35 protein-coding genes are annotated in these 25634 nt (G+C 29.3%); all 35 read right to left on the bottom strand.

Annotated elements, in window-relative coordinates; all coding sequences use genetic code 11:
- The 35 genes from cmk to BUB47_RS01245 all read right to left on the bottom strand — a co-directional run bounded on the left by cmk (window position 1) and on the right by BUB47_RS01245 (window position 25628).
- A complete protein-coding gene (gene cmk / locus BUB47_RS01075) occupies window positions 1-642 on the bottom strand; it encodes a (d)CMP kinase (RefSeq protein ID WP_073182940.1) in 642 nt (213 codons plus the stop codon).
- A gap of 155 nt (window positions 643-797) precedes the next feature.
- On the bottom strand, window positions 798-2006 hold the full coding sequence (locus BUB47_RS01080; RefSeq protein WP_073182942.1) for a BaiN/RdsA family NAD(P)/FAD-dependent oxidoreductase: 1209 nt from the start codon (window positions 2004-2006) through the stop codon (window positions 798-800).
- A gap of 1 nt (window position 2007) precedes the next feature.
- Window positions 2008-2571, bottom strand: coding sequence for a tRNA 5-(aminomethyl)-2-thiouridylate-methyltransferase MnmM (locus BUB47_RS01085; protein ID WP_073182944.1), 564 nt, complete (start codon window positions 2569-2571; stop codon window positions 2008-2010).
- The gene (locus tag BUB47_RS01090; protein WP_073182945.1) at window positions 2571-3278 is read right to left on the bottom strand and encodes a pseudouridine synthase; all 708 of its coding nucleotides are present in this window, start codon (window positions 3276-3278) and stop codon (window positions 2571-2573) included. The genes BUB47_RS01085 and BUB47_RS01090 overlap by 1 nt, the downstream gene beginning before the upstream one ends.
- Window positions 3275-3820: an SMC-Scp complex subunit ScpB gene (gene scpB / locus BUB47_RS01095; RefSeq protein WP_073182947.1), complete on the bottom strand. Its 546-nt coding sequence runs from the start codon at window positions 3818-3820 to the stop codon at window positions 3275-3277. The genes BUB47_RS01090 and scpB overlap by 4 nt, the downstream gene beginning before the upstream one ends.
- A complete protein-coding gene (locus tag BUB47_RS01100) occupies window positions 3813-4535 on the bottom strand; it encodes a segregation and condensation protein A (protein ID WP_073182949.1) in 723 nt (240 codons plus the stop codon). The genes scpB and BUB47_RS01100 overlap by 8 nt, the downstream gene beginning before the upstream one ends.
- Complete coding sequence (locus BUB47_RS01105) at window positions 4525-5142, bottom strand: site-2 protease family protein (RefSeq protein WP_073182951.1); 618 nt, start codon at window positions 5140-5142, stop codon at window positions 4525-4527. The genes BUB47_RS01100 and BUB47_RS01105 overlap by 11 nt, the downstream gene beginning before the upstream one ends.
- Window positions 5143-5150: 8 nt before the next feature.
- Window positions 5151-6455 carry a pyrimidine-nucleoside phosphorylase gene (locus BUB47_RS01110; protein WP_073182953.1) on the bottom strand — a complete coding sequence of 435 codons (1305 nt, stop codon included), beginning with the start codon at window positions 6453-6455 and terminating at the stop codon, window positions 5151-5153.
- Between the two features lie 25 nt (window positions 6456-6480).
- Entirely contained in the window at window positions 6481-7287 is an 807-nt protein-coding gene (locus BUB47_RS01115; protein ID WP_073182955.1) for a purine-nucleoside phosphorylase, read from the bottom strand.
- Window positions 7277-7822: an NUDIX hydrolase gene (locus BUB47_RS01120; RefSeq protein ID WP_073182957.1), complete on the bottom strand. Its 546-nt coding sequence runs from the start codon at window positions 7820-7822 to the stop codon at window positions 7277-7279. Before BUB47_RS01120 ends, BUB47_RS01115 begins: the two co-directional genes overlap by 11 nt.
- A 19-nt stretch (window positions 7823-7841) precedes the next feature.
- The gene (recN, locus tag BUB47_RS01125) at window positions 7842-9503 is read right to left on the bottom strand and encodes a DNA repair protein RecN (RefSeq protein WP_073182959.1); all 1662 of its coding nucleotides are present in this window, start codon (window positions 9501-9503) and stop codon (window positions 7842-7844) included.
- A gap of 8 nt (window positions 9504-9511) precedes the next feature.
- Window positions 9512-10303 carry a TlyA family RNA methyltransferase gene (locus tag BUB47_RS01130; protein WP_073182961.1) on the bottom strand — a complete coding sequence of 264 codons (792 nt, stop codon included), beginning with the start codon at window positions 10301-10303 and terminating at the stop codon, window positions 9512-9514.
- Between the two features lies 1 nt (window position 10304).
- The gene (locus BUB47_RS01135; RefSeq protein ID WP_073182962.1) at window positions 10305-11162 is read right to left on the bottom strand and encodes a polyprenyl synthetase family protein; all 858 of its coding nucleotides are present in this window, start codon (window positions 11160-11162) and stop codon (window positions 10305-10307) included.
- Window positions 11155-11385 carry an exodeoxyribonuclease VII small subunit gene (gene xseB / locus BUB47_RS01140; protein ID WP_073182964.1) on the bottom strand — a complete coding sequence of 77 codons (231 nt, stop codon included), beginning with the start codon at window positions 11383-11385 and terminating at the stop codon, window positions 11155-11157. Before xseB ends, BUB47_RS01135 begins: the two co-directional genes overlap by 8 nt.
- Window positions 11378-12709 carry an exodeoxyribonuclease VII large subunit gene (xseA, locus tag BUB47_RS01145; protein ID WP_073182965.1) on the bottom strand — a complete coding sequence of 444 codons (1332 nt, stop codon included), beginning with the start codon at window positions 12707-12709 and terminating at the stop codon, window positions 11378-11380. Before xseA ends, xseB begins: the two co-directional genes overlap by 8 nt.
- Window positions 12710-12764: 55 nt before the next feature.
- Window positions 12765-13172 (bottom strand): transcription antitermination factor NusB, encoded by a 408-nt coding sequence (gene nusB, locus BUB47_RS01150; protein ID WP_073182967.1) that lies wholly within the window; start codon window positions 13170-13172, stop codon window positions 12765-12767.
- A 3-nt stretch (window positions 13173-13175) separates the two neighbouring features.
- Complete coding sequence (locus BUB47_RS01155; protein ID WP_073182969.1) at window positions 13176-13556, bottom strand: Asp23/Gls24 family envelope stress response protein; 381 nt, start codon at window positions 13554-13556, stop codon at window positions 13176-13178.
- Window positions 13557-13659: 103 nt separating this feature from the next.
- A complete protein-coding gene (locus tag BUB47_RS01160) occupies window positions 13660-13995 on the bottom strand; it encodes a CD1247 N-terminal domain-containing protein (protein WP_073182970.1) in 336 nt (111 codons plus the stop codon).
- A 17-nt stretch (window positions 13996-14012) separates the two neighbouring features.
- Entirely contained in the window at window positions 14013-14570 is a 558-nt protein-coding gene (gene efp / locus BUB47_RS01165; protein WP_073182972.1) for an elongation factor P, read from the bottom strand.
- Window positions 14571-14636: 66 nt separating this feature from the next.
- Entirely contained in the window at window positions 14637-15581 is a 945-nt protein-coding gene (locus BUB47_RS01170; RefSeq protein WP_143270576.1) for a hypothetical protein, read from the bottom strand.
- Between the two features lie 71 nt (window positions 15582-15652).
- Window positions 15653-16186, bottom strand: a complete 534-nt coding sequence (locus BUB47_RS01175) for a PilW family protein (protein WP_073182976.1) — start codon at window positions 16184-16186, stop codon at window positions 15653-15655.
- Window positions 16134-16490, bottom strand: a complete 357-nt coding sequence (locus BUB47_RS01180) for a type II secretion system protein (protein WP_073182977.1) — start codon at window positions 16488-16490, stop codon at window positions 16134-16136. Before BUB47_RS01180 ends, BUB47_RS01175 begins: the two co-directional genes overlap by 53 nt.
- Entirely contained in the window at window positions 16487-16903 is a 417-nt protein-coding gene (locus tag BUB47_RS01185) for a type II secretion system protein (protein ID WP_073182979.1), read from the bottom strand. Before BUB47_RS01185 ends, BUB47_RS01180 begins: the two co-directional genes overlap by 4 nt.
- Complete coding sequence (locus BUB47_RS01190; protein WP_073182980.1) at window positions 16900-18069, bottom strand: hypothetical protein; 1170 nt, start codon at window positions 18067-18069, stop codon at window positions 16900-16902. The genes BUB47_RS01185 and BUB47_RS01190 overlap by 4 nt, the downstream gene beginning before the upstream one ends.
- A 125-nt stretch (window positions 18070-18194) precedes the next feature.
- Entirely contained in the window at window positions 18195-18617 is a 423-nt protein-coding gene (locus BUB47_RS01195; protein WP_073182982.1) for an SGNH/GDSL hydrolase family protein, read from the bottom strand.
- Window positions 18618-18621: 4 nt separating this feature from the next.
- Window positions 18622-19704 carry a ribonuclease E/G gene (locus BUB47_RS01200; protein WP_073182983.1) on the bottom strand — a complete coding sequence of 361 codons (1083 nt, stop codon included), beginning with the start codon at window positions 19702-19704 and terminating at the stop codon, window positions 18622-18624.
- A 7-nt stretch (window positions 19705-19711) separates the two neighbouring features.
- Complete coding sequence (radC, locus tag BUB47_RS01205; RefSeq protein ID WP_073182985.1) at window positions 19712-20431, bottom strand: RadC family protein; 720 nt, start codon at window positions 20429-20431, stop codon at window positions 19712-19714.
- Window positions 20406-21014, bottom strand: a complete 609-nt coding sequence (locus BUB47_RS01210; RefSeq protein WP_073182987.1) for a nucleoside triphosphate pyrophosphatase — start codon at window positions 21012-21014, stop codon at window positions 20406-20408. The genes radC and BUB47_RS01210 overlap by 26 nt, the downstream gene beginning before the upstream one ends.
- On the bottom strand, window positions 21011-21523 hold the full coding sequence (locus BUB47_RS01215) for a Gx transporter family protein (RefSeq protein WP_073182989.1): 513 nt from the start codon (window positions 21521-21523) through the stop codon (window positions 21011-21013). Before BUB47_RS01215 ends, BUB47_RS01210 begins: the two co-directional genes overlap by 4 nt.
- Window positions 21520-21891: a NusG domain II-containing protein gene (locus BUB47_RS01220; RefSeq protein WP_073182991.1), complete on the bottom strand. Its 372-nt coding sequence runs from the start codon at window positions 21889-21891 to the stop codon at window positions 21520-21522. Before BUB47_RS01220 ends, BUB47_RS01215 begins: the two co-directional genes overlap by 4 nt.
- A gap of 76 nt (window positions 21892-21967) precedes the next feature.
- A complete protein-coding gene (locus BUB47_RS01225; RefSeq protein ID WP_073182993.1) occupies window positions 21968-22876 on the bottom strand; it encodes an RnfABCDGE type electron transport complex subunit B in 909 nt (302 codons plus the stop codon).
- A 9-nt stretch (window positions 22877-22885) separates the two neighbouring features.
- Window positions 22886-23464 (bottom strand): electron transport complex subunit RsxA, encoded by a 579-nt coding sequence (rsxA, locus tag BUB47_RS01230; RefSeq protein WP_073182994.1) that lies wholly within the window; start codon window positions 23462-23464, stop codon window positions 22886-22888.
- 2 nt (window positions 23465-23466) lie between these two features.
- On the bottom strand, window positions 23467-24063 hold the full coding sequence (gene rsxE / locus BUB47_RS01235; RefSeq protein ID WP_073182996.1) for an electron transport complex subunit RsxE: 597 nt from the start codon (window positions 24061-24063) through the stop codon (window positions 23467-23469).
- A gap of 11 nt (window positions 24064-24074) precedes the next feature.
- Window positions 24075-24662, bottom strand: coding sequence for an RnfABCDGE type electron transport complex subunit G (locus BUB47_RS01240; RefSeq protein ID WP_073182998.1), 588 nt, complete (start codon window positions 24660-24662; stop codon window positions 24075-24077).
- The gene (locus BUB47_RS01245; RefSeq protein WP_073182999.1) at window positions 24663-25628 is read right to left on the bottom strand and encodes an RnfABCDGE type electron transport complex subunit D; all 966 of its coding nucleotides are present in this window, start codon (window positions 25626-25628) and stop codon (window positions 24663-24665) included.
- Window positions 25629-25634: the final 6 nt, after the last annotated feature.

Raw genomic sequence — 25634 nt, forward strand, 5'->3', positions numbered from 1 at the left:
TTAATTACCTCTAATTACATTTAACATAAAATCTAAAGTTTCTTCTAATGTCATATTGCTATTATCTAATAGTATGGCATCATCGGCCATTTTCAAAGGAGAGTTTTTCCTGTGCTCATCATTGTAATCTCTTGCTAATATATCTTCTTTTACAGAATTTAAATCAATTTTTATTCCATCTTCAAGCATTTGCTCATATCGTCTTTTTGCTCTGGATTCAATTGAAGCTGTTAAGAAAAATTTGTACTTTGCATTTTTTAAAACTACAGTCCCTATATCTCTACCTTCCATTACAACAGCCTTTTTAGATGCTAATTTTTGTTGAATTTCTACTAATTTTTTTCTTACTACAGCTATTTTTGAAATGTCAGATGCAATAGTTGAGATTTCTTTTGTTCTAATTAATTCAGATACATCTTCACTATCCATATAAATTTTACCATTTATAAAATCTATTTCCGTATCAGCTAGCATGTTTTTAATTTCTTCATCAGTATTTATTTTAAGTCTTAAGCACTTCAGTGCTATCGCTCTATACATTGCTCCTGTATCTATATATTCAATATTTAATTTACTGGCCAAAAGTTTTGCAATTGTGCTTTTTCCACTTCCTGCAGGACCGTCTATTGCAATAGAAAACATAATTCCCCCAAAAAAAAAGTCACTGAAAACCAGTGATCTTAAATATTATTCTTTTTAACAACTCATATAATTACAATTTGCAACTAAGAAACACTACACTTATCAAAATTATTATACCTTATTTAGATGAAAATAGCAATGCATAAATTCATAAATTATATACTATTTCCTGCTACATATCCAGTGGAATTTGCAATTTGTATATTAAATCCACCTGTCAACGCATCTACATCTAAAACCTCACCACAAAAATACAGATTAGGGACTTTTTTAGACTCCATTGTAGAAGGATTTATTTCCCTTACAGAAACTCCACCACTAGTTACAATTGCTGCATTAATATCCATTAAGTTCTTATAGCCAAGGGGCATGCTTTTTATAGTATTTAACAAGCTAAGCCTTTCTTCTCTTGTAATTTCATTTACACTCTTTCTACCATCTATATTTGCCATTTTAATAATAATTGGAACTAATCCCTTCGGCAATAAATCAAATAAGGAGTTTTTTAATTCTTTATTTTTATATTTGTCAAAATCTCTTAAAATTCTATTTTCAAGTTTTTCAAAACTTAAAGCCGGCTTTAAATCTAAATATAAATTAAAATCACTCATTCTATTAATATAGCTGGAGGTTCTTAAAACTATTGGTCCAGTAATTCCAAAATGAGAAAATAAGAGTTCCCCAAATTCTTCATGTACAGTTTTTTTATTTTTAACAGTTTTTAAAGTTACATTTTTTAAACTAATACCCTGTAAATCACCTAGAAAATCATCTTTTAATTCTATTGGAACTAACGCCGGATATATTTTTTCAACTTTTAGTCCAAAGTTTTTTGCAAATTTATATCCATCACCAGTTGAACCTGTTGAATTATATGAAACTCCTCCCGTTGCAATTATTACTGCATCAAATGTTTCTTTTAATCCATTGACATCTACTAAAAATTCCTCTTCATTTTTAGAAACTGATTTTATTTTTGAATTTAGTCTTATGTTTACATTTCTGGACTTTAGCATTCTCTCATAAGATTGTATTACATCAGAGGACTTATCGCTTTTAGGAAAAACTCTATCTCCTCTTTCCACTTTAGTTTCCAATCCAAATTCTTTAAACAATTTTAACGTCTCAACATTTGACATCATATATAGAGCAGAATACATAAATTTATCATTTCTCGCAATTTCATTAAAGTACTCAGAAATATCTCTGTTATTAGTTAAATTACACCTGCCCTTACCTGTGATAAACAGTTTTTTGCCAAGTTTTTCATTTTTTTCAAATAAAGTAACTCTGTTGTCTTTAGCGGCAAAATAAGCCGCCATCATTCCAGCCGGTCCTGCACCAATTACAGCAACATTTTTCATACTATCTTCTCCCTACTAAAAAAACAATTGGAGGGTTATTTACTTGATTGTAAAATTCCCTTTTTTCCACTAAAAAATTATTTTGATCTAACCGTTTCAAATAACTATCCACTGCCTCTCTTTCCTCAAAAGAGTATTCATGTCCAAGATAGGAGACCACTATAATCACTCCACTTTTTGAAAGCAGTGGTATAGCTTTATCTAACGCTTCTATTGTAGTATTTTTTTTAGTGGTTATGCTCTTATTAGATTTTGGCAAGTATCCCAAATTAAAAATTACAAGTTCTAATTCACAAGAAATATCAATATCTATATTTGTATGTGATTTATTAAATATTTTAAAATTACTGTACCCATTACTTTTTAATAATTCAGTTGTATCTTCTACTGCTTCTTTTTGAATATCATAGGCATATAAAAATCCATTATCACCTATTTTAGAAATTATGTTTAAACTATCATTTCCTCTTCCCGATGTACAGTCTAGACAAACCTTGTCCTTTAAATCCATATTTTCTAATACTTCATCTATTATTTCTCTATAGTTAAATTTTACTGGTCTCATTATTTTATCTTCTTTAAATAATTAACTTCTTCTTCTGACAAGTATCTGTAATTTCCAAGCTCTAAATCTCCAAGTTCCAACTCTCCAATTGAAACTCTCTTTAATTTTTTTACTGGGTGATTTATTTTTTCAAACATTAATTTTACTTGATGATTTTTTCCCTCGTGAATTACCACTTCTAAAATACTGTCACTGTCAAATTTCTTTAATATTCTTACTTTTGCAGGAGCAAATTTAACAGCTCCAACTTTAACGCCTTTTCTCAACATATCCAATTCAATTTTATTAGGTGTTCCCTCTACTGTTGCAATATATTTTTTCTCTATCATATTTTTAGGATGTGTCAATTTATTTGTTATAGATCCATCATCAGTTAATAGTATTAACCCTGTCGTATCTATATCTAATCTTCCAATAGGATATAACCTTGAGCCACTTTCTATTAAATCTACAACTGTCTTTCTATTTTTTTCATCACTTGATGTAGAAACTACTCCAACAGGTTTATTTAACAATACATAAGTATGCTTTTTTATTACTCTTAATCTCTTATCGTCTAAATAAACTTTGTCCTTTTCTTCATCTACTATATATCCAAGCTCTGTAATTACATCATCATTTACTCTAACTCTACCTTCTAAAATATACTCTTCTGACTTTCTCCTTGATGCTGCTCCACTATGCGCCATGTACTTTTGTAATCTCATTGTTCCTCCAAAAAATTTATCTTTAATTGATTTTCATCTTCTATTGCTGGCAAATCATCTATTGATTTCAAACCAAATTTTTTTAAAAACTCTTCCGTAGTTTCATATATGTTGGGACGACCTATTTTATTTAGCTGTCCAGTTATTTCTATAAGACCTAATTCAATTAAAGCCCTTATACTAGAGTCACACTTCACTCCTCTGATTTCTTCTACTTCTATTTTTGTAACAGGTTGTTTGTATGCTATTATTGACAAAGTTTCAAGAGATGCATTTGATAGGTTTTTTTTATTTTTTGTACTTACAAACTCACTAATATAGTCATAGTTTTCCGGTTTAGTACTCAATTGAAAACTTTCATTTACTTGTAATATTCTAAGTCCTCTCTCCTCTTGTTCATAGTCATCTTGCATAGCTAAAATTAATTCTCTTATTTTATTGGGAGAAACTTCTAAAACTTTTGAAAGATCAGTTATATTTACAGGATCAGCCCACGCAAATAAAATACCTTCAATTATTGATTTAATCTTTTCATTATCCAATATTTTCTCTCCTACTAATTTTTATATCAGTAAAATATCCAGTTTGTCTTACTAATATTTCACCCATTCTTATAAGTTCTAGAATTGCTAAAAAATAAGATATTATCTCCTCGTTAAAAGAATACTCTCCAATTAATTCTGAAAATAAAAAAGTATTTTTCTTTTTTAAAGTTTCAACAATTATATCATTAGCTTTTTGAATTGGAAAACTTTCACTATAAATTTCTGATATTTCAGTACTGCTTTTACTTCTCTCTAATATTTTCTTCATTGTTTTAAATAAACTATTTACATTACAATTTTTTAAAAAATCCAAATCATCTATAGATGAAAAATCATCTTGTAATTTATAAAAAGCTTTTAACTCATAAATTTCCGATTCTCTTAACTTTTCTGAGATTTCCTTATATTTTTCATATTCCAATATTTTTTGAACTAATTCATCTCTTGGATCATTTTCTTCAATTTCATCGTCTTCTAAATTTATTTTAGGAAGTAGTACTTTTGATTTTATTTCTAAAAGTGTACTGGCCATAACTAAAAAATCACTAGTCAACTCTAAATTTATTTTATTGGCTTCTGTAATATATTCTAAAAACTGACTTGTTATAATGTGAATTGGTATGTCATAAATATCCACTTCATTCTTTTTAATTAAATCAATTAAGAGTTCCATAGGACCTTCATAGACTTTTAAATTAACTTTATAGTCCATAAATTTTAGCTCCTAGAAAAATTATTTTATCTATAATTGTAAAAATTATCGGACTTATCACTTTATTTACTACTCCTGAAAATAGTAAAACTATAAGCACTATATAAAAGTATCGCTCATATTTATAAAAATAGTATTCTATTTTTTCCGGCAATAAGCTTGCAAGAACCTTTGAGCCGTCTAATGGTGGTAATGGAACTAAGTTAAAAACTCCAAGCATCACATTGTACCATAGAATTTCTAAAAACAAACTAGTTATATTCCATCCCTTTACATATCCAATTACAAATAAAATGCCAAATAGTATTGCCATTATAAAATTTACAAATACCCCTGCAAGCGAAACTATTATTGTAGATGCCTTGCGATTTTTATTAAATTTATTTGGATTTATTGGAACGGCCTTTGCCCAACCAACTCTTAATACTATCATTGACAATAACCCTATTGGATCTAGGTGCTTTAAGGGATTTAAAGACAATCTCCCCTCTGATTTAGCAGTATCATCTCCTAGTAAATAGGCTGCATATCCATGTGCGATTTCATGGGGAATTATTGCACTTAATAAAGCTATTATCCTATATATTAAACTTGTAAAATCAATCATTTTAATCCTCAATCTATCTCATCTAGTACTAGTTTATACTCGTCTTTATTCTCTTCTCCTATTTTATATGCTGATAAAATAGTGTTTTTCGCTCTTTCTATTTCACTTTCTTTTTCAGTGTAGACAGTGGCTAGTAAATCTCCCACTTTTACAAAATCATCTATCTTTTTATTTAATAGTATACCTGCTCCTAAATCTATACTGGAATCTTTAGTCTCTCTTCCTGCGCCTAAGTTTTTTGAAACTTCTCCTATTTCTAATGCATCTATTTTCTTAACATAACCTTCACTATTTGAATAAATTTCTCTTTTAATACTTGAAAGCTCAAATTTACTTAAATCATTAATATAGCTAATATCTCCACCTTGCATTGAAACAAATTCTTTAAACTTTTCCAATCCCAATCCTGCGGATATATTTTCATTCAACAATTTTCTAGCTTCAATTTCACTGTTAAATTTTCCACTGAGTACTAGTAGTTTCGAACTTAAATTTAAGCAAAGTTCAATTAAATCTCTTGGTCCCTCTCCTCTTAGTGTATTAATTGCCTCAATTACTTCAAGGGCGTTGCCTACAGCATATCCTAAAGGTTCATCCATATTCGTAATTAGGGCAACAGTTTTTCTATTAAATTTATGCCCTAAATCAACCATCATTTTTGATAGTTCTCTTGCTTCTTCTAAAGTTTTCATAAAAGCTCCAGAGCCTGTTTTTACATCTAATATAAGCGCATCAGCTCCTACTGCAATTTTTTTACTCAGTATTGAACTAGATATTAAACTCACATTATCTACAGTTGCAGTAGCATCTCTTAAGGCATATAGTTTTTTATCTGCCGGAGTAATATCACCAGTCTGCCCGCAAATGGCAATTTTTATGGCATTTGCATTCTCTATAAACTCTGCAATACTAAGATCTATATTCATTCCTGGAATTGACTCAAGCTTATCTATAGTTCCTCCTGTATGTCCCAAACCTCTTCCACTCATTTTTGCAAAAGGCACCCCACAACTTGCTACAAGTGGCCCAACAACAAGAGTAGTTGTATCACCTACTCCCCCTGTTGAATGTTTGTCTACTTTTATTCCATCTATTGCACTTAAGTCAATCCTATCTCCAGAATTCACCATTGCATCAGTTAAGTAATAAGTTTCCTCTGTATTTAACCCATTAAAATAAATGGCCATTAAAAGTGCAGATACTTGATAATCCGGTATTTCACCATTTGTATATCCCTTTATAAAATAATCAATTTCCTCTTTAGATAGATTTTTTGACAATTTTTTTTCTTCAATTATCTCATACATATTCATTTTTTAATCACCCTAATCTAATGAACTAAATAACCTTAATTATTTCAGAGATGTATTTTGAAAAAATACTTTTAACTTTTTCAGATACCTCTATTACTTCTTCATGGTTAAGCGGCTGATTTAAAATTCCTGCTGCCATATTAGTTATGCAAGAAATACCAAGCACTTCAACGCCTCTATGTCTAGCAATAATCACTTCTGGAACAGTACTCATCCCAACAGCATCAGCACCCAGTATTTCAGCCATTTTTATTTCTGCCGGTGTTTCATAGCATGGTCCTGTAAACCAAATATACACGCCTTCTTTAATATCTAAATTTATTTTTTTAGCAATACTCTTTGCCTTTTCTCTAAGTTCTTTTGAATAGGTATATGTCATATCCAGAAATCTGGGACCTTTATCATCTTCATTTTTTCCAATTAAAGGGTTTTTACCTGTGAAATTAATATGATCTCTTATTAGCATTATATCTGTTGGTTTAAAATCTCTATTTATACCACCAGAAGCATTAGTTACTATTAATTTTTTTATGCCCAGCTCACACATTACTTTTGTAGGATATACAGTTTTATCAATTCCAAGTCCCTCATAATAGTGAACTCTGCCCTTCATTGCCACTATCTTTTTCCCATATAGTTCTCCAAATATTAACTGTCCACTGTGTCCGGCTACAGTTGATATTGGAAATTCAGGTATGTCTTTATAGACTATTATAATTTTATTTTCAATATACTTTGAAAAATCACCTAAACCAGAGCCTAATATAATTCCGATTTCTGGATTGAATTCAACTGTAGTTCTAATAAATTCTATAGTTTCTTCAATTTTCATTTCTTCTCCTCATTTGACTATAAGCAAGTATTCCTGCAATTGACTTTGCATCAACTACTTCACCAACTTCAATCATTTTTAATATATCTTCAAAGGGAATTTTTTCACATTCTAAAAACTCATCTTCATCTAGTTTTTGTTCTTTTTTAATTAAATTTTCAGCTGCAAATACATACACTTTTTCTGTACAAAATCCTGGAGAAGAGAAAAATTCCAATATATATTCAATGTCCTTAGTTACAAATCCCGTTTCTTCTTCTAATTCTCTAAGTGCACCTTCTTGTGGACTCTCATTTAATTCCAATATTCCAGCAGGTATTTCATAAATATACTTATCTACTGCTTTTCTATACTGCTTTACCATTAATATTTCATCTTCATCAGTTACTGCTACTATTGCAGATACTGGATTATGTTCAACTATTTCTCTTTTGGAATACTTTCTATTTGGCAGTTCAACAGTATCAATCTTTAGAGATAATATCTTTCCATCATAAATTTTTTCCGACTTCATCGTTCTCTCTATTTCTTCCATATAGTTCTCCTTGTCAAATTTACTTTTCTAGCATTTCTTTAGCTACTCTAAGGGCTGTTTGAGTTATGTCTTTTCCTCCAATTAGCCTAGCTAATTCCAATACTCTCTCTTCTTCATTTAACTTTTTTATATTTGAAAAAGTAACGTTTCCTCTTTCTTCTTTTCTTATTGAAAAATGAACATCTCCTAAAGAAACAATTTGTGGAAGATGAGATATTACAATTATTTGTATATCCCTTGACAGTGCTTTAATTTTATTTCCAACTATTTGTGCTGTCTCTCCACTTATACCCGTATCTATTTCATCAAATATTAGAGTTCCTATATTGTCTTTTTTTGCTATTATACTTTTAAATCCCAGCATAATTCTGCTCATTTCTCCACCAGATGCAGTTTTAGAAAAGCTCTTGTAGTCCTCCCCTATATTTGTTGAAATCATAAACTCAATTCCATCTATACCATCTTTTGACAGTTCTTTTTTTGAAATATTTATTTTAAATTTTGCATTTTTTATATTTAATTCTCTTAACTCTCTTTCAATATCTTTTTCTAATATCTTAGATATCTTTTTTCTGCTTTCTGAAATAATTAGCGCCAATTTAAGTGACTTATCTTTTAATGCTTCAATTTCTTCTCTTTGCTTATTAATTTCATTTTCATAATTTTCTAAAAATGATAACCTATTAGAAACTTTTTTTAAATATTCTTTTATGTCTAATACAGTATTGCCATATTTCTTTTTTAAGTTATTTACTGTATTTAATCTATCTTCTAGTGTTTTATATCTCTCTTCACTATAGTCTATTGCACTTAAGTATAATCCAAGACTTGAAGATATTTCTTTTAATCTATACCTAATATCTTCCAAGTCTTTATAAGTACTTTCAAGCTCATCGTCGAATTTTAAAGCATCGCTAATATTTACTACCACTGTATCTAGCAGATCTTCAATATTTGCACTATTATAATCGCTATTTATTATATTTATAGATTCATTTATGGAATTAGATATATGAGAGATATTATTTAACATTTTAAATTCACTCTCTACCTTTTCATCATCTTCGATTGTTAAATTCGCACTATTTATCTCCTCAATTTGATATTTTAATAAATCCATTTCTCTATCTTTATCTTTTTCTAGTTCTAAATTTGAATGGTAATTTGATTCTAAAACTTGTATTTCCTCAACTAACTCACCTAATATTTTTAATGTTTTTACATGTTCTTCATCTCCAAAAAAGTCTATTAGTTTTTTTTGATTTTGAACATTCATTAAAGAAACATTCTCATGTTGAGCAAATATATCTATAAGCTTTGAAGTGATTTTTGAAAGCACACTCGTTGTTACAGTTCTACCATTAATTTTTGTAATACTGGGCCTATCAACTTTTATCTCCTTTGAAATAATAATCACTTCAGAAGCTTCAATATTATTTTGAATTAAAAAATCTGAAAGAATATTGTTTTCATCAGTAAAAATAGCTTCTATAAAAGCATAGTCTTTTCCTGTTTTTATAATATCTTTAGTAGCTCTTTGTCCTAAAACTATGGAAAGAGCATCAATTATTATAGACTTTCCAGAGCCGGTTTCTCCAGTTATTACATTTAGACCTTTTTCAAATTCAACTCTCAGATCTTCAATTATTGCAAAATTTTTTATATTTAATTCAAGTAACATTCTTTCACCTACATAACGTTGGATTCACCTATTACAGAATCTATATCCAAATTAACACTTTCCATATTTGAGTTTTCAAACAATATTAAAAATTCCACATTCCCCGTTGCACCTTTAATTGGAGAGTATGTCAATCCTAGAATTCTTAAATTCAAATCTCTAGCTATATTAATTACTTTTTCTATAACCTCTTTATGGACTGTATTATCTCTTACTATTCCCTTTTTGCCAACTTTATCTCTTCCCGCTTCAAATTGCGGCTTAATTAATGCAACTATTTTTCCATCTTCTCTTAAAAGTTCTACAGCTTTTGGTAAAACCAATTCCAGAGAAATAAAGCTAACGTCAATTGATATAAAATCTATTGGCTCAGCTATTTTAGATCTGTCAAATGTCCTTATATTTGTTTTTTCCATAGAAATAACTCTATCGTCAATTCTCAAACTATAGTCAAGTTGATTGTAACCCACATCTATAGCGTAGACTTTTTTTGCCCCATTAAACAACATGCACTGAGTAAATCCTCCGGTTGAAGCACCTATATCCATACAAGTTAAATCTTTTAAATTTAAATTATATAGATTTATAGCCTTTTCTAATTTAAAGCCACCTCGACTTACATATTTTAAGGAATTGCTCTTTATAGTAATATCTTCATCTATATTTATTAGTTGTCCAGGTTTTTCAACTCTCTGTGTACCAATAAAAACTTCACCACTCATGATTAATCGCTTTGCCTTTTCTCTTGAAGGTGCCAAGTCTTTATTGACCAGTAGAACATCTGCACGTTCTTTCACCATTTTATTTTCCTCTATTCATTAAGAGTTCTGCAAATTCTTTAAGTTCTGTTGTGTCGTATTCTAAAGAATCTAACTCATTATTTGCTCTGATTGTAAGATCTTCAATTCTGCTTAATAGTTCTTCCTTAGTCTTAAATTTAAGCATAGTATTTTTCTCTTTTTTTTGGTCCAACTCTTCATCTAAAATATCATCTTCTATTTGATAGGCAATTCCCACACAATTTGCAAATTCTTCTAAGCTGGCTATCTCTTCTTCACTTGCCCCTGCAATAATTCCTGCACTTACAACTGAAGCTCTAATTAAAGCCGCTGTCTTTAGTTTATACATGATTTCACAAATATCGTAATTCATATCGTCATTATATTCTATATCAATAACCTGTCCACCTATTAAATCATGAACTCCTGAAGCAGTAAAAATATATTTCATAGCCTTAATCGCTTTCTTTACTTTAGCTAAATCGTCGTAAGTTTCAATTTCCTTTGACAATACCTCCGCCGACATGTTTAATAGTCCATCTCCCGCCAAAATTGCTATTGCTTCAGAATAAACTCTATGATTTGTAGGCTTTCCCCTTCTAATATCATCGTCGTCCATTGCAGGTAAATCATCGTGAATTAATGAGTAAGTGTGAATTAATTCAACCGCTACTGCAAAAGGTAATATCTCCTCATAGTCATCTGAACCTGAAAGAGCTTTATAAGTCAGTATCCCCAGTATTGGTCTAACTCTCTTTCCACCTGAAAATAGGGAGTAAGTCATAGACTCATAAACTTTTTTTTGATATTCATCAACAGCTGTAAAATTTTTATAAATATAATTATCTATTGATTCTATTAACTCGCTATATTTATCCATCTAATTCACCAGTATCAAAATCTTTTTCTACTATTTTATTATCTTCTTCAGTTAAGATTTTTACCTTTCCCTCATATTCATTTAATAATTTATTACAGTATTTATAAAGCTCCAAACCTTCTTCATACTTTTTTATAGATTCTTCTAAAGTTATATCTTCAGATTCTAAATCGTTAATTATTTCTTCGAGTTTTGCATACGCACTTTCGTAATTATCACTCATTTTTATCACCCCATACGGAAATTTCATTTATTTTAGCTGTTGCCTTTCCATCAATAAAATTGATTTCAATGTTCTCATTGACTTTTATATCCCCTATGCTGAGCACATACTTATTCTTTTCATTTTTTAAAAAAATACAATTTGAAAAACTTGGATTTTTAAGCTTTGTCTCTTGTAAAAGTAAGTTATATCTCTTGCTCTTTATTGTGCTTTCAACAGCTAAATCTAAAGCTAACTTTAAATCATCTAGTTTTTTAAAGGATTCTATTATTTTTTTCTCAATATTATATTTTTTTAACAGTTTTTTATTATCATCTAATCTAAGCCTATTAAAATACAATATGTTTGCCGGAGATTTTAAAATTAACTTGTCTTTATTTGAGTTTAATTTAATTTTAGCTACATCTATATTTTGAGAAATAGATTTGTTCATACTCTTAAAACTATTTACTAAATTTAAAGTACTGTCATCTAAATCATGTTCAATTTTTCTTCTAATTCTATTCATAATTAAATTTAATGAATTATTTAAATCTTCTCTACTCATAGACACTAACTCTGCTGCTGCTGATGGAGTAGGAGCCCTTAAATCACTTACAAAGTCTGTTATAACGTAATCCACTTCATGTCCAACAGCTGAAATTATAGGTATATTCATTTTATATATTCTTCTAGCAAGTTCTTCACTGTTAAATTCAAATAGTTCTTCTAAACTGCCACCACCTCGACCTAATATTATAACATCTACAGGATGTTTTTCAAAATAATTCAATGCGGCAATCAACTGAGAAACAGCTAAGTTTCCCTGAACATTTGAAGGATATAAAACAATGTCTACAGAACTGTTTCTTCTCCTTAGTACGTTTATTATATCTCTTATAGCTGCTCCTGTAGGAGAAGTTATAACACCAACTTTTCTTGGAAAATAAGGTACCTTTAACTTATGCTCTTCATCAAATAAACCTTCTTTATATAGTTTATCTTTTAAAATTAAAAATTCTTCATGAAGATTCCCAATTCCCTTTAAACTTATTTGTCGAGCATATAGATTTATAGTTCCCTCTCTTTCATAAGTTGATATAGAACCTTTGACGATTACCTTATCTCCATCTTGTGGTGTAAACGATAAATTTAAACTGTCATTTGAATACATAATTGAATTGATTTTTGCACTATCGTCCTTTAGTGTGAAATATATATTTCCATTGGAGTGTAATTTAAAATTGGAAATCTCTCCTTCTACTTCAAGATCTGATAATAGATAGTCCATTGCAATATATTTTTTAATATATTTATTTAATTCCTTAACTTTTATTGCGCTCATAAATCCCTCACGAAACAAGAACCGAGAGCAGGAGTAAAAATTTCCATAGCTCTCGTCACTTATTGTACATATTTCTATAAATACTTCCTAATATACCATTGATAAATTTGAAGGAGTCTTCTCCTCCATATTCTTTCGATATTTCAATAGCTTCATTTATAGATACTTCATCAGGTATGTCTTTTCTATATAAAATCTCATAAACAGCAATCCTTAAAATTTCTTTATCAACTTTTGCAAGTCTGGAAAGGCTCCACCCTTCTAAGTGATTGCTAATAGTTTCATCTATTGAATTTATATTTGAAACTATTTGAGGCATTGTCTCTTCTATATAATTAATTTCATCCTCTGCAAATTCAAAATTCTCTAAAAAAACAGCTAAATTTTCTAATGAATAGTCCTTTGTAACATCCATTTGATACAACATTTGCATCTGGCCAATTCTCGCCTTTTTTCTACTCATTAACTATGCCTTTACCTTTTCTTTGTTTTCCATAGCCACTCCACCAACATGGACATTTACTTCTACTACATCAAGTCCTGTCATAGTTTCCACAGCTTCTTTCACTTTTTCCTGAACGTTTTTCCCAATATCTATAATGTTTTTACCATATTCAACTGTAATAAAAACATCAATTACGGCTTCTCTTTCTCCAATACTTGCCTTTACACCTTTTAAAAGATTTTTTACTCCTAACATATCAGTTACACTAGTTTTAAGTGTTGACTGCATTTCTACTACACCTTCAACTTCTTCTATTGCAACTACAGCTATTGTAGCTATTACTTCTTCAGAAATTTTAACATTTCCATTATTTACATCATCTATTAAATAATTATCAGTCATAATTACACCTCCATAATTTGGATATATTATATCAAATTATCCATAAGTATTCAATTTTATAAAGATAAAGAGCCTCTAATAGAGGCTCTTTATCTTTATAAAATTATTCAGCTTGTTCATCTGAGCAGTTTCCACAACTACAGTTGTCGTCTTCTGCCTCTTCTTCAAAATAAAAATCATCATCAAAATCAAAATCATCATAAGAATCATAATCTTCATCTAAGTCATCATATACATATTCTTCTAAGCTTGAAAGGTCTTCTTCAATAATATCTACATACTCTTCCATTTCATCTTGAGCTATTTTAACTTCTTCAGCCATTTCAGCAATTACGTCAATTAGTTCAAAAATCAGTCTACCTTCTTTTGACTCTTCGTCTATTTCATATCCTTCAGCTAAACCTTCTAAATAAGCTATTCTATTAATAATATTTTCCATAATTATACCTCCTAAATTTATGCTCTTGACATATACTCGCCAATTCTAGTATCAATTCTAATTACATCACCTGTATTTATAAATAATGGAACGTTTAAAGTAAATCCTGTTTCTACAGTAGCTGGTTTAGTTCCTCCAGATGAGGTATCTCCCTTTACTCCAGGTTCTGTTTGTGTTACTTCTAATTCCACAAAATTTGCAGGTGAAACTTTAAATGCTTTATCTTGATAAAAATTAATAGTTGCAGTGTCATTTTCTCTTAAAAAGCTAAGTGCATCTTCCACCATTGATTTTTCTAATGGGATTTGCTCATAATTTTCATTATCCATAAAATAATAAAGCTCACCATCTCCATATAGATATTGCATTTCCTTTGTTTCGATTACTACTTTTTCAAATTTTTCAGATGGATTAAAAGTTGTATCCTTTGTTCCACCTGTTAGCACAGATTTAATCTTTGCCCTTACAAAAGCAGCTCCTTTCCCAGGTTTAACATGTTGAAAATCAATTACTTCATAGACTTCTCCGTCCATTTCAAATGTTAAGCCCTTTCTAAAATCACCTGCTGAAATCATAATTTACCTCCTAATTTATCTATGTTTCAATTATATCAATATAGCGGTTAGCTATCAAGAAAAATGTTATATTTCAACTTTACTCTTTTCAATAGCTCTAACTATTATATCAAAGAAACCCGGAATATAGTTTGAATAGTTTTTTAAATATTTGAAATTATAATTTGACACTACATTGTTTTCACTTAGTCCCAATAAATTTACTAAAATTCCCTCTACAACAATGTTCTTAGTATTTTCTATATTGTTTACACTTCCATTTAACGCCAAAAGACCTTTAATATTTAAATCTTCAGAAAGGTAAACTTCACTTAAGTTAAAAACGCCGTATAAATTCAAGTTATCTTCAACTACAAGAATGCCCTCTTTTTGATTTAAAAACACTCCTTTTGAAATTGGATATTTGTATAGAATATTTTCAACTGTAAAACTTTCACCATTTTCATCATACTCTATAATTTCACTATAAACTATAAAATTTAATTCTTCTTTTTTTAAATAATAAGTACCACTGTCTAAATCTACTACATTTATTTTTTCAAATGAGTCAATGTTTATATTGCTATATTCTTCTATGAGCTTTTCTATTTCTTTGCTTTCTAAAGTATTTTTATTTAAAACATCTACTCCCAAAGTGTATACAGGGTTTACAATAGTGCCCTTGCTGTAACAACTAGCATCAATTCCTCTATATTGCAACTTAGATTCTAATAAAAATCCATTTTCTTCATAGGTATTATCTAGTGATAGATTAACTTGTAAGTCCTCAATATCATCTAAAACATATGTATTTATATTTTCTACTAATTTATTTTTTGATCCATTATAAATTTCTTTACAACTCTTTTTTAACTCTTCTTCATCTGATAATACAATGTTTATTATTGATTCTGCACTTAATTCTGCTTGAAGCAAATTGCTTTCGTTTTTTAATATATTTGATGAACTTTCAACATTTGAAAACATATAGTTTAATGTTAACAATATTATTGAAATAATAAAAATACACACAATATAAATATATCCTCTTTTTTTCAATATATCAGCTCACTTTATTTGTTTTAATTAGTAATCATAGAAAATTACTCAAAAGTCCTTATTGCAATTATTTTTCTAATGCACTTTTCCAATCCATTTTCAAGTAAATTCATTTCTAAATCTATAGACTCATCACTAACTAAACACTCTAAACTCTTAACATTATTTAATAAAATATTTGTTCCAAATTTTCCACTTAAAACTTCTTCGTTTTTTAGTCTGTATTTAAGATTTATTGCCTTTCTCTCTAAGGCCATCCCATCTAGTGAATAGTAAATATACCTATATTTTTCATCTCTGTTATTCATAGTATTTAATATTGCAAATCCCAAACTTCCCTTGTTTTTATTTGGGATTATATAATCAGCACTATAAATTTCATCAGCAATGTAGTTTAAACTAAAATATGTATCGTTAAACATTGAGTCAGTACTATTTGAAGCATTTAATGTTTTTAAAGTAATATTTAAAATAGACCCTAGAACCGAAAAAACTATTAAAGATATTGCCAAAGTAATAATTAATTCAATTAATGTAAATCCTCTTTTTCGGTAAAATTTGTTTAAATACAGCTTCATTTTCCTTGCTATTTTTCTCCTTTATTTTTAAAGTAATCTCCACCAACTCTTCGTTAAGTTCTCTACTTTCTATTTCCATTTCATATTTTTCAGAAACAACACTACTTAAATCTAGCTTGCCTCTATAAGCTGTTCCTATCACTTGCTCCATTTGATTTCTCGCCTCTAAAAACATTTCATTTCTAGATTCTACTTTCTTTTGATTTGATAGTGTGTTAATAAGTGAAGGCAGTAGCATCGAGGCAATAATACTTAATATTGCAACACTTACTAAAGTTTCTATTAAAGTAAATCCTCTTTTCATTTTTTTAAATTCACTTTCCCTGTAACAGGTTCAACTGTTATTTTATATTCTCTGTTTAATAATAAAAATATAAAAGTACCGGAACCATTTTGCGTGGCTGCTCCCCTTTTAGTAAATCCAATATTTTCTATATTTTTGCTCATTAATTTAATTTTTTGTGAATATCTTTTTCTTTCCATGTAATCTCCACAAGATATTGTGTAGGAATTGTCTTTATTAAAAGAAACTGTAGCCATTTTTTTATTGGACATTGCTAAGTTTCTTGCACTTCTAATATCTTTATAAATCATATTTATATCTTGCTTGGCCCTGTAGTTTTCAACTATTGAACTTTTATTTAAACCTATTGTAGTTAAAATTAATAAAATTGAAATTACAGCTACTAATTCTATTAAAGTAAATCCTCTTTTCATAGTTTAACCTTAAAATTTCCTAATGCAAAAACCCCATCTTCCTGCTCATTATTCTTTACTTCATAGTAGATTCCCCTTAAATTTTTTACATTTTCAAACCTAATAGTATTTATCACATCTTTTTCTAGTTCTTCAGTATAGGGTATTTTATCATTGCAATAGAGACCAAATTCTCCGGAGAAATTCTGTGGTATAAATAAATCAAACTCTATAATTTCAAAATCCCTTAACTCGTCAAAAAATACCAGTATTTCATTGTCATTTGTTTCTCTATTTAAACTATATTGAATAAACGCTCTGTTTTCCAATTCAGGATAAAATATACTTGCTGCATTTTCACTACTGTATACTACAAACAAACTTTTATAGTCCAGATTTAACTCTGATAATAGTTCTTCTTTTTGTACTTCTGTTTTTAAATTTTTAACTTCTTTTAATTCTTTATTTTTTATAATTTTTTCTGTATCTTCTATTTTCTTAGTTTCTTCTTTAGGTAAGTTCTCTACCTTCATCGCTTCTTTTATTTTTTTATTTTCTGCGTTTTCTCCCTTAAAACCTATTTTATTTTCTTCACTTTGCTTTTTTAAATCATTTCTGTTTTTAAAATACTCTTTATTTAAATTAATTTTAGAATTCACTTCACTATCTGAGCTGGAAATAATAGGAAGTTTTGACTCAGATTGATTTTTATAAATTTCTGCTCTTCCATGGTAATTTTCTTCGGATTCTCTATTTATGTATAATTTATCTATAATAAAATTATCAGTTAAAACTTTCAACTTATTTTTTTCTTCTAATGGCAAGTTAAATTCAAAGTGATCTATATTTTTATTTATTTCTTCAACGCTGGTTATGTACGGAAAATCACCTTTGATTTTATTTAAATCTTCCAGTGTAGTTAATCTATTGTTTGTTAAATTTATATTTTGAAGTTTAGTATTTTCTTTTGCCAAAGTTTTATATTGTTCAATTTGTTTTTGTTGAAGGTCAATTTCGCTTCTAGCCTCACTTGATTTAGCTTCAACAGATTTTATTTTCTCAATCTTTTCAGAAAAAACTAAAAAATATAATAGTAGTTCAAAAATTAAAATCAACAATATTAAAAGTAATAATTTTTCTCTTTTAGAGAGAATATTTACATTTAAAATTTCTTTTATTTTCTCCAACACACTCACCTATAAAATCCTTAATAATTCTTTTCTCATAATATTGTGTGTACTTTTTGTAGGGTGAATTCCATCAAAAAACAAGTTATCATAATTATCCATACTACCTAAAACACTGTAAAAGTCTAAAAATTTATATTTTTTATATTTGAGATATCTTTCAATTTCTGATTGTATTCTTTTAATTTGTTATTAGTTGAGATAAAAGAAGTATAACTAGTCCAGTTTTCTATTGAATCAATAGCAATTCTATGAGGAGAACATAAAATAATATCCAACTTTTCTTTATCTACGTATTCAAAAATAGTCATTAAATTTTTTACGACATAGTCAACACTGTAGTTTGACAAAAAGTCATTAATTCCAAAATATAAAACAAGAATATCTCCATATATATCTTTTAGTTTACTTACTCCATAGTCACTAGTTGCACCATTCATTCCAAAGTTAACAGTGTGAATTCCCTTTTCATTTACATTTACAAAGGATTTTTCTTCACCTACCCCAAACCCCTTTACTATAGAGTCTCCCAGAGCAAATATAGTCAAATTATCACTTCCCAAGTTTATTCTTTAATTCACTTCCCAAATTTTTTCTACCTATTTCAACTAATCCTAACCTCGTAAATCCATACACTTCAGATCTTGAATCATCTTTTGACAGAGATTTTTTAAGCAATTTCAAAAGCTTTTCTCTATTTTTTAAATCATTCATATTTATAAAATCTATAATAATAATTCCCGATAAATTTCTAAGTTTTATTTGTCTAACTATTTCTCTTGCTGCAAGTTCATTTACTTTATAGATGTTTTCTTCAACTGTATTACCAACGTCATAATTTGAAGAATTGACATCTATTGCATAGAGAGATTCAGTTTTTTCTATAACTATGTTAGCTCCGCCTAAAAGCTCTATTTTTTTATTAAATAAGCTCTTGTACTCCTCTAATAATTCTATATTGTATATAATTTTAAATCCACTATCATACTCTACTTCATAATCCTCTTCACCACTAAACAAATCTTTATTGTTAGAAATTATAATGTCGTCCTTTTTATAATTATCCCTTATAAAACTCTTAAGAGAGTTATCAAAATACAATTCTTTTGGTGTTGGTCTCAGGTTTTTTTTCAGTAGTATTTTATCGGCTATTTTTTTTAAGCTAAAATACTCATCTACTATGTTTTGAGTGTATTTTGCCTTGGCATTACTTCTAAATAAAACACCTTTTATATTTTTCTCCTTGGCAAATTTTAAAAGTTCATCTTTTTCTTTTTTCCCAAGTAATTTTGAAAACTTAATAAATTTTCTTTCAGGGAAATACACTATATATTTACCTGAAAATGACAGTTCCATTGTAAGTTTTTCAGACTTTTCCCTTTCAGGTACTTTTTTTATTTGCACTAATATTTCATCTGTCTCATTTATATCTTTCCATGTGTTACTTAAATCTAAGTACCCATCCTTTTCTAAGCCAATATCAACAAAGGCACAGTTCATAGTCTTAGATACTTTTTTTACTCTTCCTCTATAAATACTAGAAATTTTTGAATCTTCATAATCTATTATTTTTTTTATTTCATCGCTATAATATATAGCTACTTTTAAATCATCATCTATGTAAAATTTTCCCATTTTAACCTCAAATTAAACCATTTTCTAAAAAGCTGTAATACACATTATCCCCTATTACTATGTGATCTATTACTGGTATTTGCATTATTTCTCCTGCTTTTATCATTCTATCTGTAAGCTCAATATCTTCCTTAGATGGTTTAGGATCACCTGATGGATGATTGTGAAGTAAAATTATAGTGTGTGCTGACTCATTTACTGCTGTAAAAAATACTTCTCTTGGATGGACTATAGTTGCATTTATTATTCCTGAAGATATGTCTCTTATACTTTCAATTTCTTTTTTTGTATTTAAAATTACTATCTTAAATGTTTCATTTTTTAAAAACCTCATTTCGCTCATGACGTATTTAACTACCTCATTTGGCGATTTGATTTTTTTCTTACTATGTATACTCTCTTTATTTATTCTCTTCGATAAAGTAACTGCTGCCATAATCATAGACGCTTTACTAATACCTATTCCCTTAATTTCTAATAAGTCTTTAATTGTAGTATTTGACAGAGCAGAAATTCCAACTTCACTTTCAACACCTTCTCTTTTTAGAGAATTTATTATCTCTTGCGAGAGTTCCACTGAAGTTTTAGTCTTAGTTCCCGTTCTAATAATAAGAGCAAGTAATTCTGCATTAGAAAGATTGTCAGCTCCATATTTCAACAATTTTTCTTGCGGCCTATCCTCTAAGGGCAAATCTTTTATTTTATAAGTGCATTCCCTTTTTTCCACCTTTTACTACCTCTTTCATTAAAGAAATTCCAAAAAAATCATATAACTTATCAGAGATTTTTGAAATTGGCAATCCAACTATATTATTAAAATCTCCCTCTATATATTCAACTAGCAAACTCCCATAACCTTGTATAGCATAAGCGCCTGCTTTTCCAATATATTCATCTGTGTCTAAATAATACTTTATATCCTTATTTGACAGTTCTTTAAACTTTACATTAGATTTAACATGATCTGTATATTTAATTTTTTTATTTATATTGAAAATACTATACCCTGTAATTACTTCATGAACTTTACCTGAAAGTTCTTCTAACATATTTTTTGCATCAGATATATCTATTGGTTTTCCCATTACTTTAGAATCAATAGTTACAATAGTATCTGCAGAAATTACAATGTCCTTCGGATTATCTATTGCAACTTTTATTCCCTTTTCAAAGGAAAGAGCCATAGTAAGTTGTTCAGGACTACTATAGTATTCATTGTTTTCCTCAATATCATAAGTTACTACAGAAAAATCTATAAATTTCTTTAAAATTTCTTTTCTCCTTGGTGAATTTGATGCAAGAACAATCATTTTAAACCCTCCTTTATTGTCTTTTTTAAATTACTTACAATCATTTCACTTGCAATACCCACAAAATATCCTGTAAATAATCCCAAAATTAATAAAAAAGGCAAATAACTAAATATCATTATATTATTTAAAATAAACGAAGCTACTAGTACTTGTCCAAAGTTGTGAAAAAATGCTCCAATTAAACTAATTCCAATTAAAGATAGCTGTTTACTTAAATATTTATCTGCCAAAATCATAGATATGGAACTTAGCATAGCCCCTACAAATGAAAATATAAAAGAAGATAGAGAGCCAGTCACTAAAATTAACACTACTGACTTTAGTACTGCTACTATTAATCCCTCTTTATATCCAAATACTATTATTGTAACAAGGACTACTATATTAGACAGTCCTAATTTTGCACCAGGAATAGGTAGTGGTATAGGAATAATATTTTCAAAAAGACTTACTACAATTCCCATTGCCACCAGCAAAGATAAATATATCATTTTTTTAGTTTTCATTGTAAAACCACATCCACATCACTATTTCCCTCAATTGTTACAATAAGTCTATTTGGCAGACACACTAGTGATTGACCGACTTTACTAATTTTCCCCATTTTAATGCAAGTTTTATCTTTACAGTCTGAGTCTTTAATATATACAGAATCATCTTCTACTACAATTATATTTTTGCCAAATTCACTTTCAACTACAAACTCTTTTTCTGAAACTTCACTATTTAATTTTTGTCTTTCAACTATTTCTCCATTTACATTTACAATTAAGTTACTGTCACTTGAAGTACTTAAGTTTGTCTTTGAAATATAAAAAATTGTAACTGAAATTAGAAAAATTAATATAACTACAACATAATCGCCTTTTTTCATATAAACCTCTAATAAATTATAACAACTAATCAACTGTCAAAGCAAGTAAAAAGGCACTGAAAATCAGTGCCTTTAATTAATTATTTTTCGTAGCTTCTAAGTCTTTTTCTGCTTTTTGTTTTAATAACTCTTGTTTTTTCTTTTCTGCATCTAATTTTTGTTTTTCTTTAATCTTTTCTACTCTTTCAGGATATTCAGAGAAAATTGCTCCTGTTGGACACTTTGCAACGCATATTCCACAGTTAATACATTTGTCATAGTCTATCTTCGCAATATTGTTCTCAACGTGTATTGCATCTTTAGGACAACTTTTTTCACATATATTACATGAAATACATCCCACTGAACAATTAGCTCTAACAACTTTTCCAATATCATTAGAAAAACACTTCACTACAGTCTTACTCTTATATGGCACCATTTCTATTAAGTGTTTAGGACAAATATCCACACATTTTTTACATGCCACACACTTTTCTTTATCTACAACTGCAATTCCATCGACAATATGTATTGCGTCAAATTCACAAACAGATACACATGTACCGCCACCAACACAGCCATAGTTACAAGATTTAGATCCCTTTTGAAAATCAGAAATCAATCTACAATCTACAAATCCGTTGTAATTATATTTTTCTTTAGCTTTTCCACAGCTTCCTTGACATAGGACACAGGCAACTTCTTTTTCAATATCTCCTGCATTTACTCCCATAATTTCAGCTATGTCATCAGCAACTTCTTTTCCTCCAATGGAACATCCACTAACTGTAGCTTTTCCGTCGGCAATCGCTTGAGCTAATCCGTCACATCCCGGAAATCCACAAGCTCCACAGTTCGCGCCAGGAAGTGCATTACGAATAGCCTCTACCTTTTCATCTGTTTCAACAGCAAAAACTCTGGAAGCTATTGAAAGTACAACCCCAAAGATAGCTCCAATTACAGCTAATATTCCAACTGGAAGTATAATCGCATCTATATTCATATTTACCCCCTATACTAATCCAGAAAATCCAGAAAATGCTAAAGCCATTAAGCCAGCGCTAATTAAAGCTATCGGAACACCTTCTAGTGCTTTAGGGACATTTCCCAGTGCTAGTCTTTCTCTAAGTGTACTAATTAACACAAGTGCTAATGTAAATCCAATTGAAGCTCCAAGTCCACTGAAAATAGTTTCAATTAAATTGTAACCATTTTGAACATTAAGTACTGTTACTCCCAATACAACACAGTTAGTTGTAATTAATGGAAGATAAACTCCCATTGCTGTATAAAGTGCAGGAGAAGTCTTTTTAATAACCATCTCTACAAATTGTACAAGTGATGCTATAACTAAAATAAATACAATAGTTTGTAAATACTCAAGTCCAAATTTATCTAGTATAAATACTTGTAAACACCATGTAATTGCTGATGCAATAACTACTACAAATGTTACTGCTACTCCCATCCCCACAGCTGTTTCTGTTTTAGACGAAACTCCTAAAAACGGACAAATTCCCAAAAATTGAGCAAATACATAATTGTTTACTAAAATTGTAGATACCAATATCGTTATAATATTACTCATCATAACTATTCACCCCTATCAGCAAGTAATTTTTTAAATCCTGCAATTAAAAATCCAAGAAGAATAAATGCCCCTGCAGGCGCACCCATAAGTCCTATTCCAGGATATAGTTCTGGAAGAATTTGAATATTTAAAAGAGTTCCATATCCAAAAAATTCTCTAATAATTCCCATTAAAGCTACTGCTAACATATATCCACAACCTGTTCCCAATCCATCAACTATTGAAGGAATAAACTTGTTTTTATATGCAAACCCCTCAGCTTCTCCCAAAATACAGCAATTTACTACTATTAAGGGCAAAAATATTCCCAGTGAGCTGTATATTGCTGGTGAATAAGCATGAAGAATCATTTCAACTAATGTAACAAAAGTTGCAATAACAACTATAAAGCAGGGAATTCTTATTTTATTTGGTATTACATTTCTAAGCAGTGAGACAACTCCATTACTCATAATTAATACAAAGGTAACTGCCACTCCCATTGCCAAGGCGTTTTCCAGTGTATTAGTAATGGCAAGTACTGAACACAATCCTATTAATTGTATAAATATGGGATTGTTTTTTATCATTCCGTCAATAAAAACTTTTTTTAAATTCATACTAATCCCCCCTATTTATCTAACTTTAAATAGTTATTGTATACATCTATAACTATATTATCTCCACCTAAAACAGCCTTTGAAGTCACTGTTGCTCCACTAATTTGTAGCACTTCATCATCAGTTGAAGGTTCTTTATTCATTTTTAACTCTGATGTTGCAGATTTACCCATATAAGACGAATAATAGTCCTCTTCTTCTATTAATGTTCCAAACCCCTTAGTTTCTGCATTAGATATATTTCTAAATCCCGCAATTACATCTCCATCTAATGAAATTCCTATTGCATTAGTCATAGCTCCACCAAAACCATTTACCGAAACATTTATACAATATCCCACTTTCTCACTGTTTTTAGTGGCCACAAATACATTTTGTATTTCCGGATGTTCTTCTTGGATTTCAGCAAATTTAGTTCTGTCATATTCTTCAAAATCATCTGCTTCATCTCCAAAAATAACTTTATATGAGCTAAGTGTATTTTCAAGTTCTGTCTTTGCTATTGTAGGAGCTGTTAAACTATTTACAAAAGCTAAAAGTCCAGCTGAAATCGCACAAAAAACTAATAGAATTATTCCAAATTTTATTGGTTCTTTCATTTACTTCGCCTCCCCATATGCTTTTGTCTTAGTTAGTTTGTCAATTAAAGGTGTTGCAACGTTCATAAGAGCTATTGAATAGGAAACTCCCTCAGGGAGAGACCCTTTAACCCTTATAACTGCAGTAATTATCCCACACCCCAAGGCAAAAATAATCTTTCCTTTATTATTCATCGGAGTTGTTGTATAGTCAGTTGCCATAAAGAAAGCTCCTAAAAATAAACCTCCACCTAAAATTTCATAAGGTAGTATATTCACTGGAATTCCAAGAATAAGTAAAAATATTGCTGTTGTCAATAAATAAATTAATGGAATTCTAAAATTTATAATTCCCCTAACTATTAAGTAAATTCCACCTATCGCTAAAAGTATAGCAGATGTTTCTCCAATAACCCCTGATATATTTCCAATTGCCATATCTTTTAAAAGCGGTAAGTTAGTAACTGTTCCTTCTTTAATCATTTGAAGTGGTGTAGCACCACTAATTCCATCTGGACCTGAATAATTTGTCATTAGCTTTGCCCATGATGCCATTAAAACTATACGAGCAGCAATGGCCGGATTCATAAAATTACATCCTATCCCACCGAAACACTCTTTAACCACTAATATGGCAAATATAGATCCAAATGCAGCCATCCACCATGGTGCAGTAGCTGGTAAGTTAAATGCTATTAAAATTCCCGTTACAGCTGCCGATAAATCCCAAATTTGAATTTCTTTATGCATTAATTTTTGAAAAATATATTCTGTACCCACACAAGAAATTATGCACACCGCTATAAGTATAGCTGAACTCATCCCAAAAAAATATATACTACCCACTAATGCAGGCATAAGTGCGATAATAACATCTAGCATTATTTTTTGAACAGAATCATTAGATCTAATATGGGGTGCAAGTGAAACATAAAACTCATTGCCCTTTAAAGAATTTGAATCATTTATTACGGTTTTATTTTCCATTTTGAA

The organism is Anaerosphaera aminiphila DSM 21120 (assembly GCF_900129925.1).
In the GTDB taxonomy this organism is placed as follows: Bacteria; Bacillota; Clostridia; order Tissierellales; family Peptoniphilaceae; genus Anaerosphaera; species Anaerosphaera aminiphila.

Bases quoted from the DNA above. Each gene is read 5' to 3' on its own strand.
- BUB47_RS01175 (WP_073182976.1), bottom strand. From the start codon at position 16,186: ATGAAGCTGTATTTAAACAAATTTTACCGAAAAAGAGGATTTACATTA.
- BUB47_RS01245 (WP_073182999.1), bottom strand. From the start codon at position 25,628: ATGGAAAATAAAACCGTAATAAATGATTCAAATTCTTTAAAGGGCAAT.
- BUB47_RS01090 (WP_073182945.1), bottom strand. From the start codon at position 3,278: ATGAGATTACAAAAGTACATGGCGCATAGTGGAGCAGCATCAAGGAGA.
- BUB47_RS01085 (WP_073182944.1), bottom strand. From the start codon at position 2,571: ATGAGACCAGTAAAATTTAACTATAGAGAAATAATAGATGAAGTATTA.
- rsxE (WP_073182996.1), bottom strand. From the start codon at position 24,063: ATGAATTTAAAAAAAGTTTTTATTGACGGAATGATAAAAAACAATCCC.
- BUB47_RS01180 (WP_073182977.1), bottom strand. From the start codon at position 16,490: ATGAAAAGAGGATTTACTTTAATAGAAACTTTAGTAAGTGTTGCAATA.
- cmk (WP_073182940.1), bottom strand. From the start codon at position 642: ATGTTTTCTATTGCAATAGACGGTCCTGCAGGAAGTGGAAAAAGCACA.
- BUB47_RS01220 (WP_073182991.1), bottom strand. From the start codon at position 21,891: ATGAAAAAAGGCGATTATGTTGTAGTTATATTAATTTTTCTAATTTCA.
- xseA (WP_073182965.1), bottom strand. From the start codon at position 12,709: ATGAGCGCAATAAAAGTTAAGGAATTAAATAAATATATTAAAAAATAT.
- BUB47_RS01225 (WP_073182993.1), bottom strand. From the start codon at position 22,876: ATGAATATAGATGCGATTATACTTCCAGTTGGAATATTAGCTGTAATT.
- BUB47_RS01105 (WP_073182951.1), bottom strand. From the start codon at position 5,142: ATGATTGATTTTACAAGTTTAATATATAGGATAATAGCTTTATTAAGT.
- BUB47_RS01135 (WP_073182962.1), bottom strand. From the start codon at position 11,162: ATGGATAAATATAGCGAGTTAATAGAATCAATAGATAATTATATTTAT.
- xseB (WP_073182964.1), bottom strand. From the start codon at position 11,385: ATGAGTGATAATTACGAAAGTGCGTATGCAAAACTCGAAGAAATAATT.
- BUB47_RS01185 (WP_073182979.1), bottom strand. From the start codon at position 16,903: ATGAAAAGAGGATTTACTTTAATAGAATTAGTAGCTGTAATTTCAATT.
- BUB47_RS01120 (WP_073182957.1), bottom strand. From the start codon at position 7,822: ATGGAAGAAATAGAGAGAACGATGAAGTCGGAAAAAATTTATGATGGA.
- BUB47_RS01155 (WP_073182969.1), bottom strand. From the start codon at position 13,556: ATGACTGATAATTATTTAATAGATGATGTAAATAATGGAAATGTTAAA.
- efp (WP_073182972.1), bottom strand. From the start codon at position 14,570: ATGATTTCAGCAGGTGATTTTAGAAAGGGCTTAACATTTGAAATGGAC.
- BUB47_RS01215 (WP_073182989.1), bottom strand. From the start codon at position 21,523: ATGAAAACTAAAAAAATGATATATTTATCTTTGCTGGTGGCAATGGGA.
- BUB47_RS01080 (WP_073182942.1), bottom strand. From the start codon at position 2,006: ATGAAAAATGTTGCTGTAATTGGTGCAGGACCGGCTGGAATGATGGCG.
- BUB47_RS01240 (WP_073182998.1), bottom strand. From the start codon at position 24,662: ATGAAAGAACCAATAAAATTTGGAATAATTCTATTAGTTTTTTGTGCG.
- nusB (WP_073182967.1), bottom strand. From the start codon at position 13,172: ATGAGTAGAAAAAAGGCGAGAATTGGCCAGATGCAAATGTTGTATCAA.
- BUB47_RS01200 (WP_073182983.1), bottom strand. From the start codon at position 19,704: ATGGGAAAATTTTACATAGATGATGATTTAAAAGTAGCTATATATTAT.
- BUB47_RS01160 (WP_073182970.1), bottom strand. From the start codon at position 13,995: ATGGAAAATATTATTAATAGAATAGCTTATTTAGAAGGTTTAGCTGAA.
- rsxA (WP_073182994.1), bottom strand. From the start codon at position 23,464: ATGATGAGTAATATTATAACGATATTGGTATCTACAATTTTAGTAAAC.
- BUB47_RS01100 (WP_073182949.1), bottom strand. From the start codon at position 4,535: ATGGACTATAAAGTTAATTTAAAAGTCTATGAAGGTCCTATGGAACTC.
- BUB47_RS01110 (WP_073182953.1), bottom strand. From the start codon at position 6,455: ATGAATATGTATGAGATAATTGAAGAAAAAAAATTGTCAAAAAATCTA.
- recN (WP_073182959.1), bottom strand. From the start codon at position 9,503: ATGTTACTTGAATTAAATATAAAAAATTTTGCAATAATTGAAGATCTG.
- BUB47_RS01210 (WP_073182987.1), bottom strand. From the start codon at position 21,014: ATGATTGTTCTTGCATCAAATTCACCAAGGAGAAAAGAAATTTTAAAG.
- BUB47_RS01130 (WP_073182961.1), bottom strand. From the start codon at position 10,303: ATGGTGAAAGAACGTGCAGATGTTCTACTGGTCAATAAAGACTTGGCA.
- BUB47_RS01115 (WP_073182955.1), bottom strand. From the start codon at position 7,287: ATGAAAATTGAAGAAACTATAGAATTTATTAGAACTACAGTTGAATTC.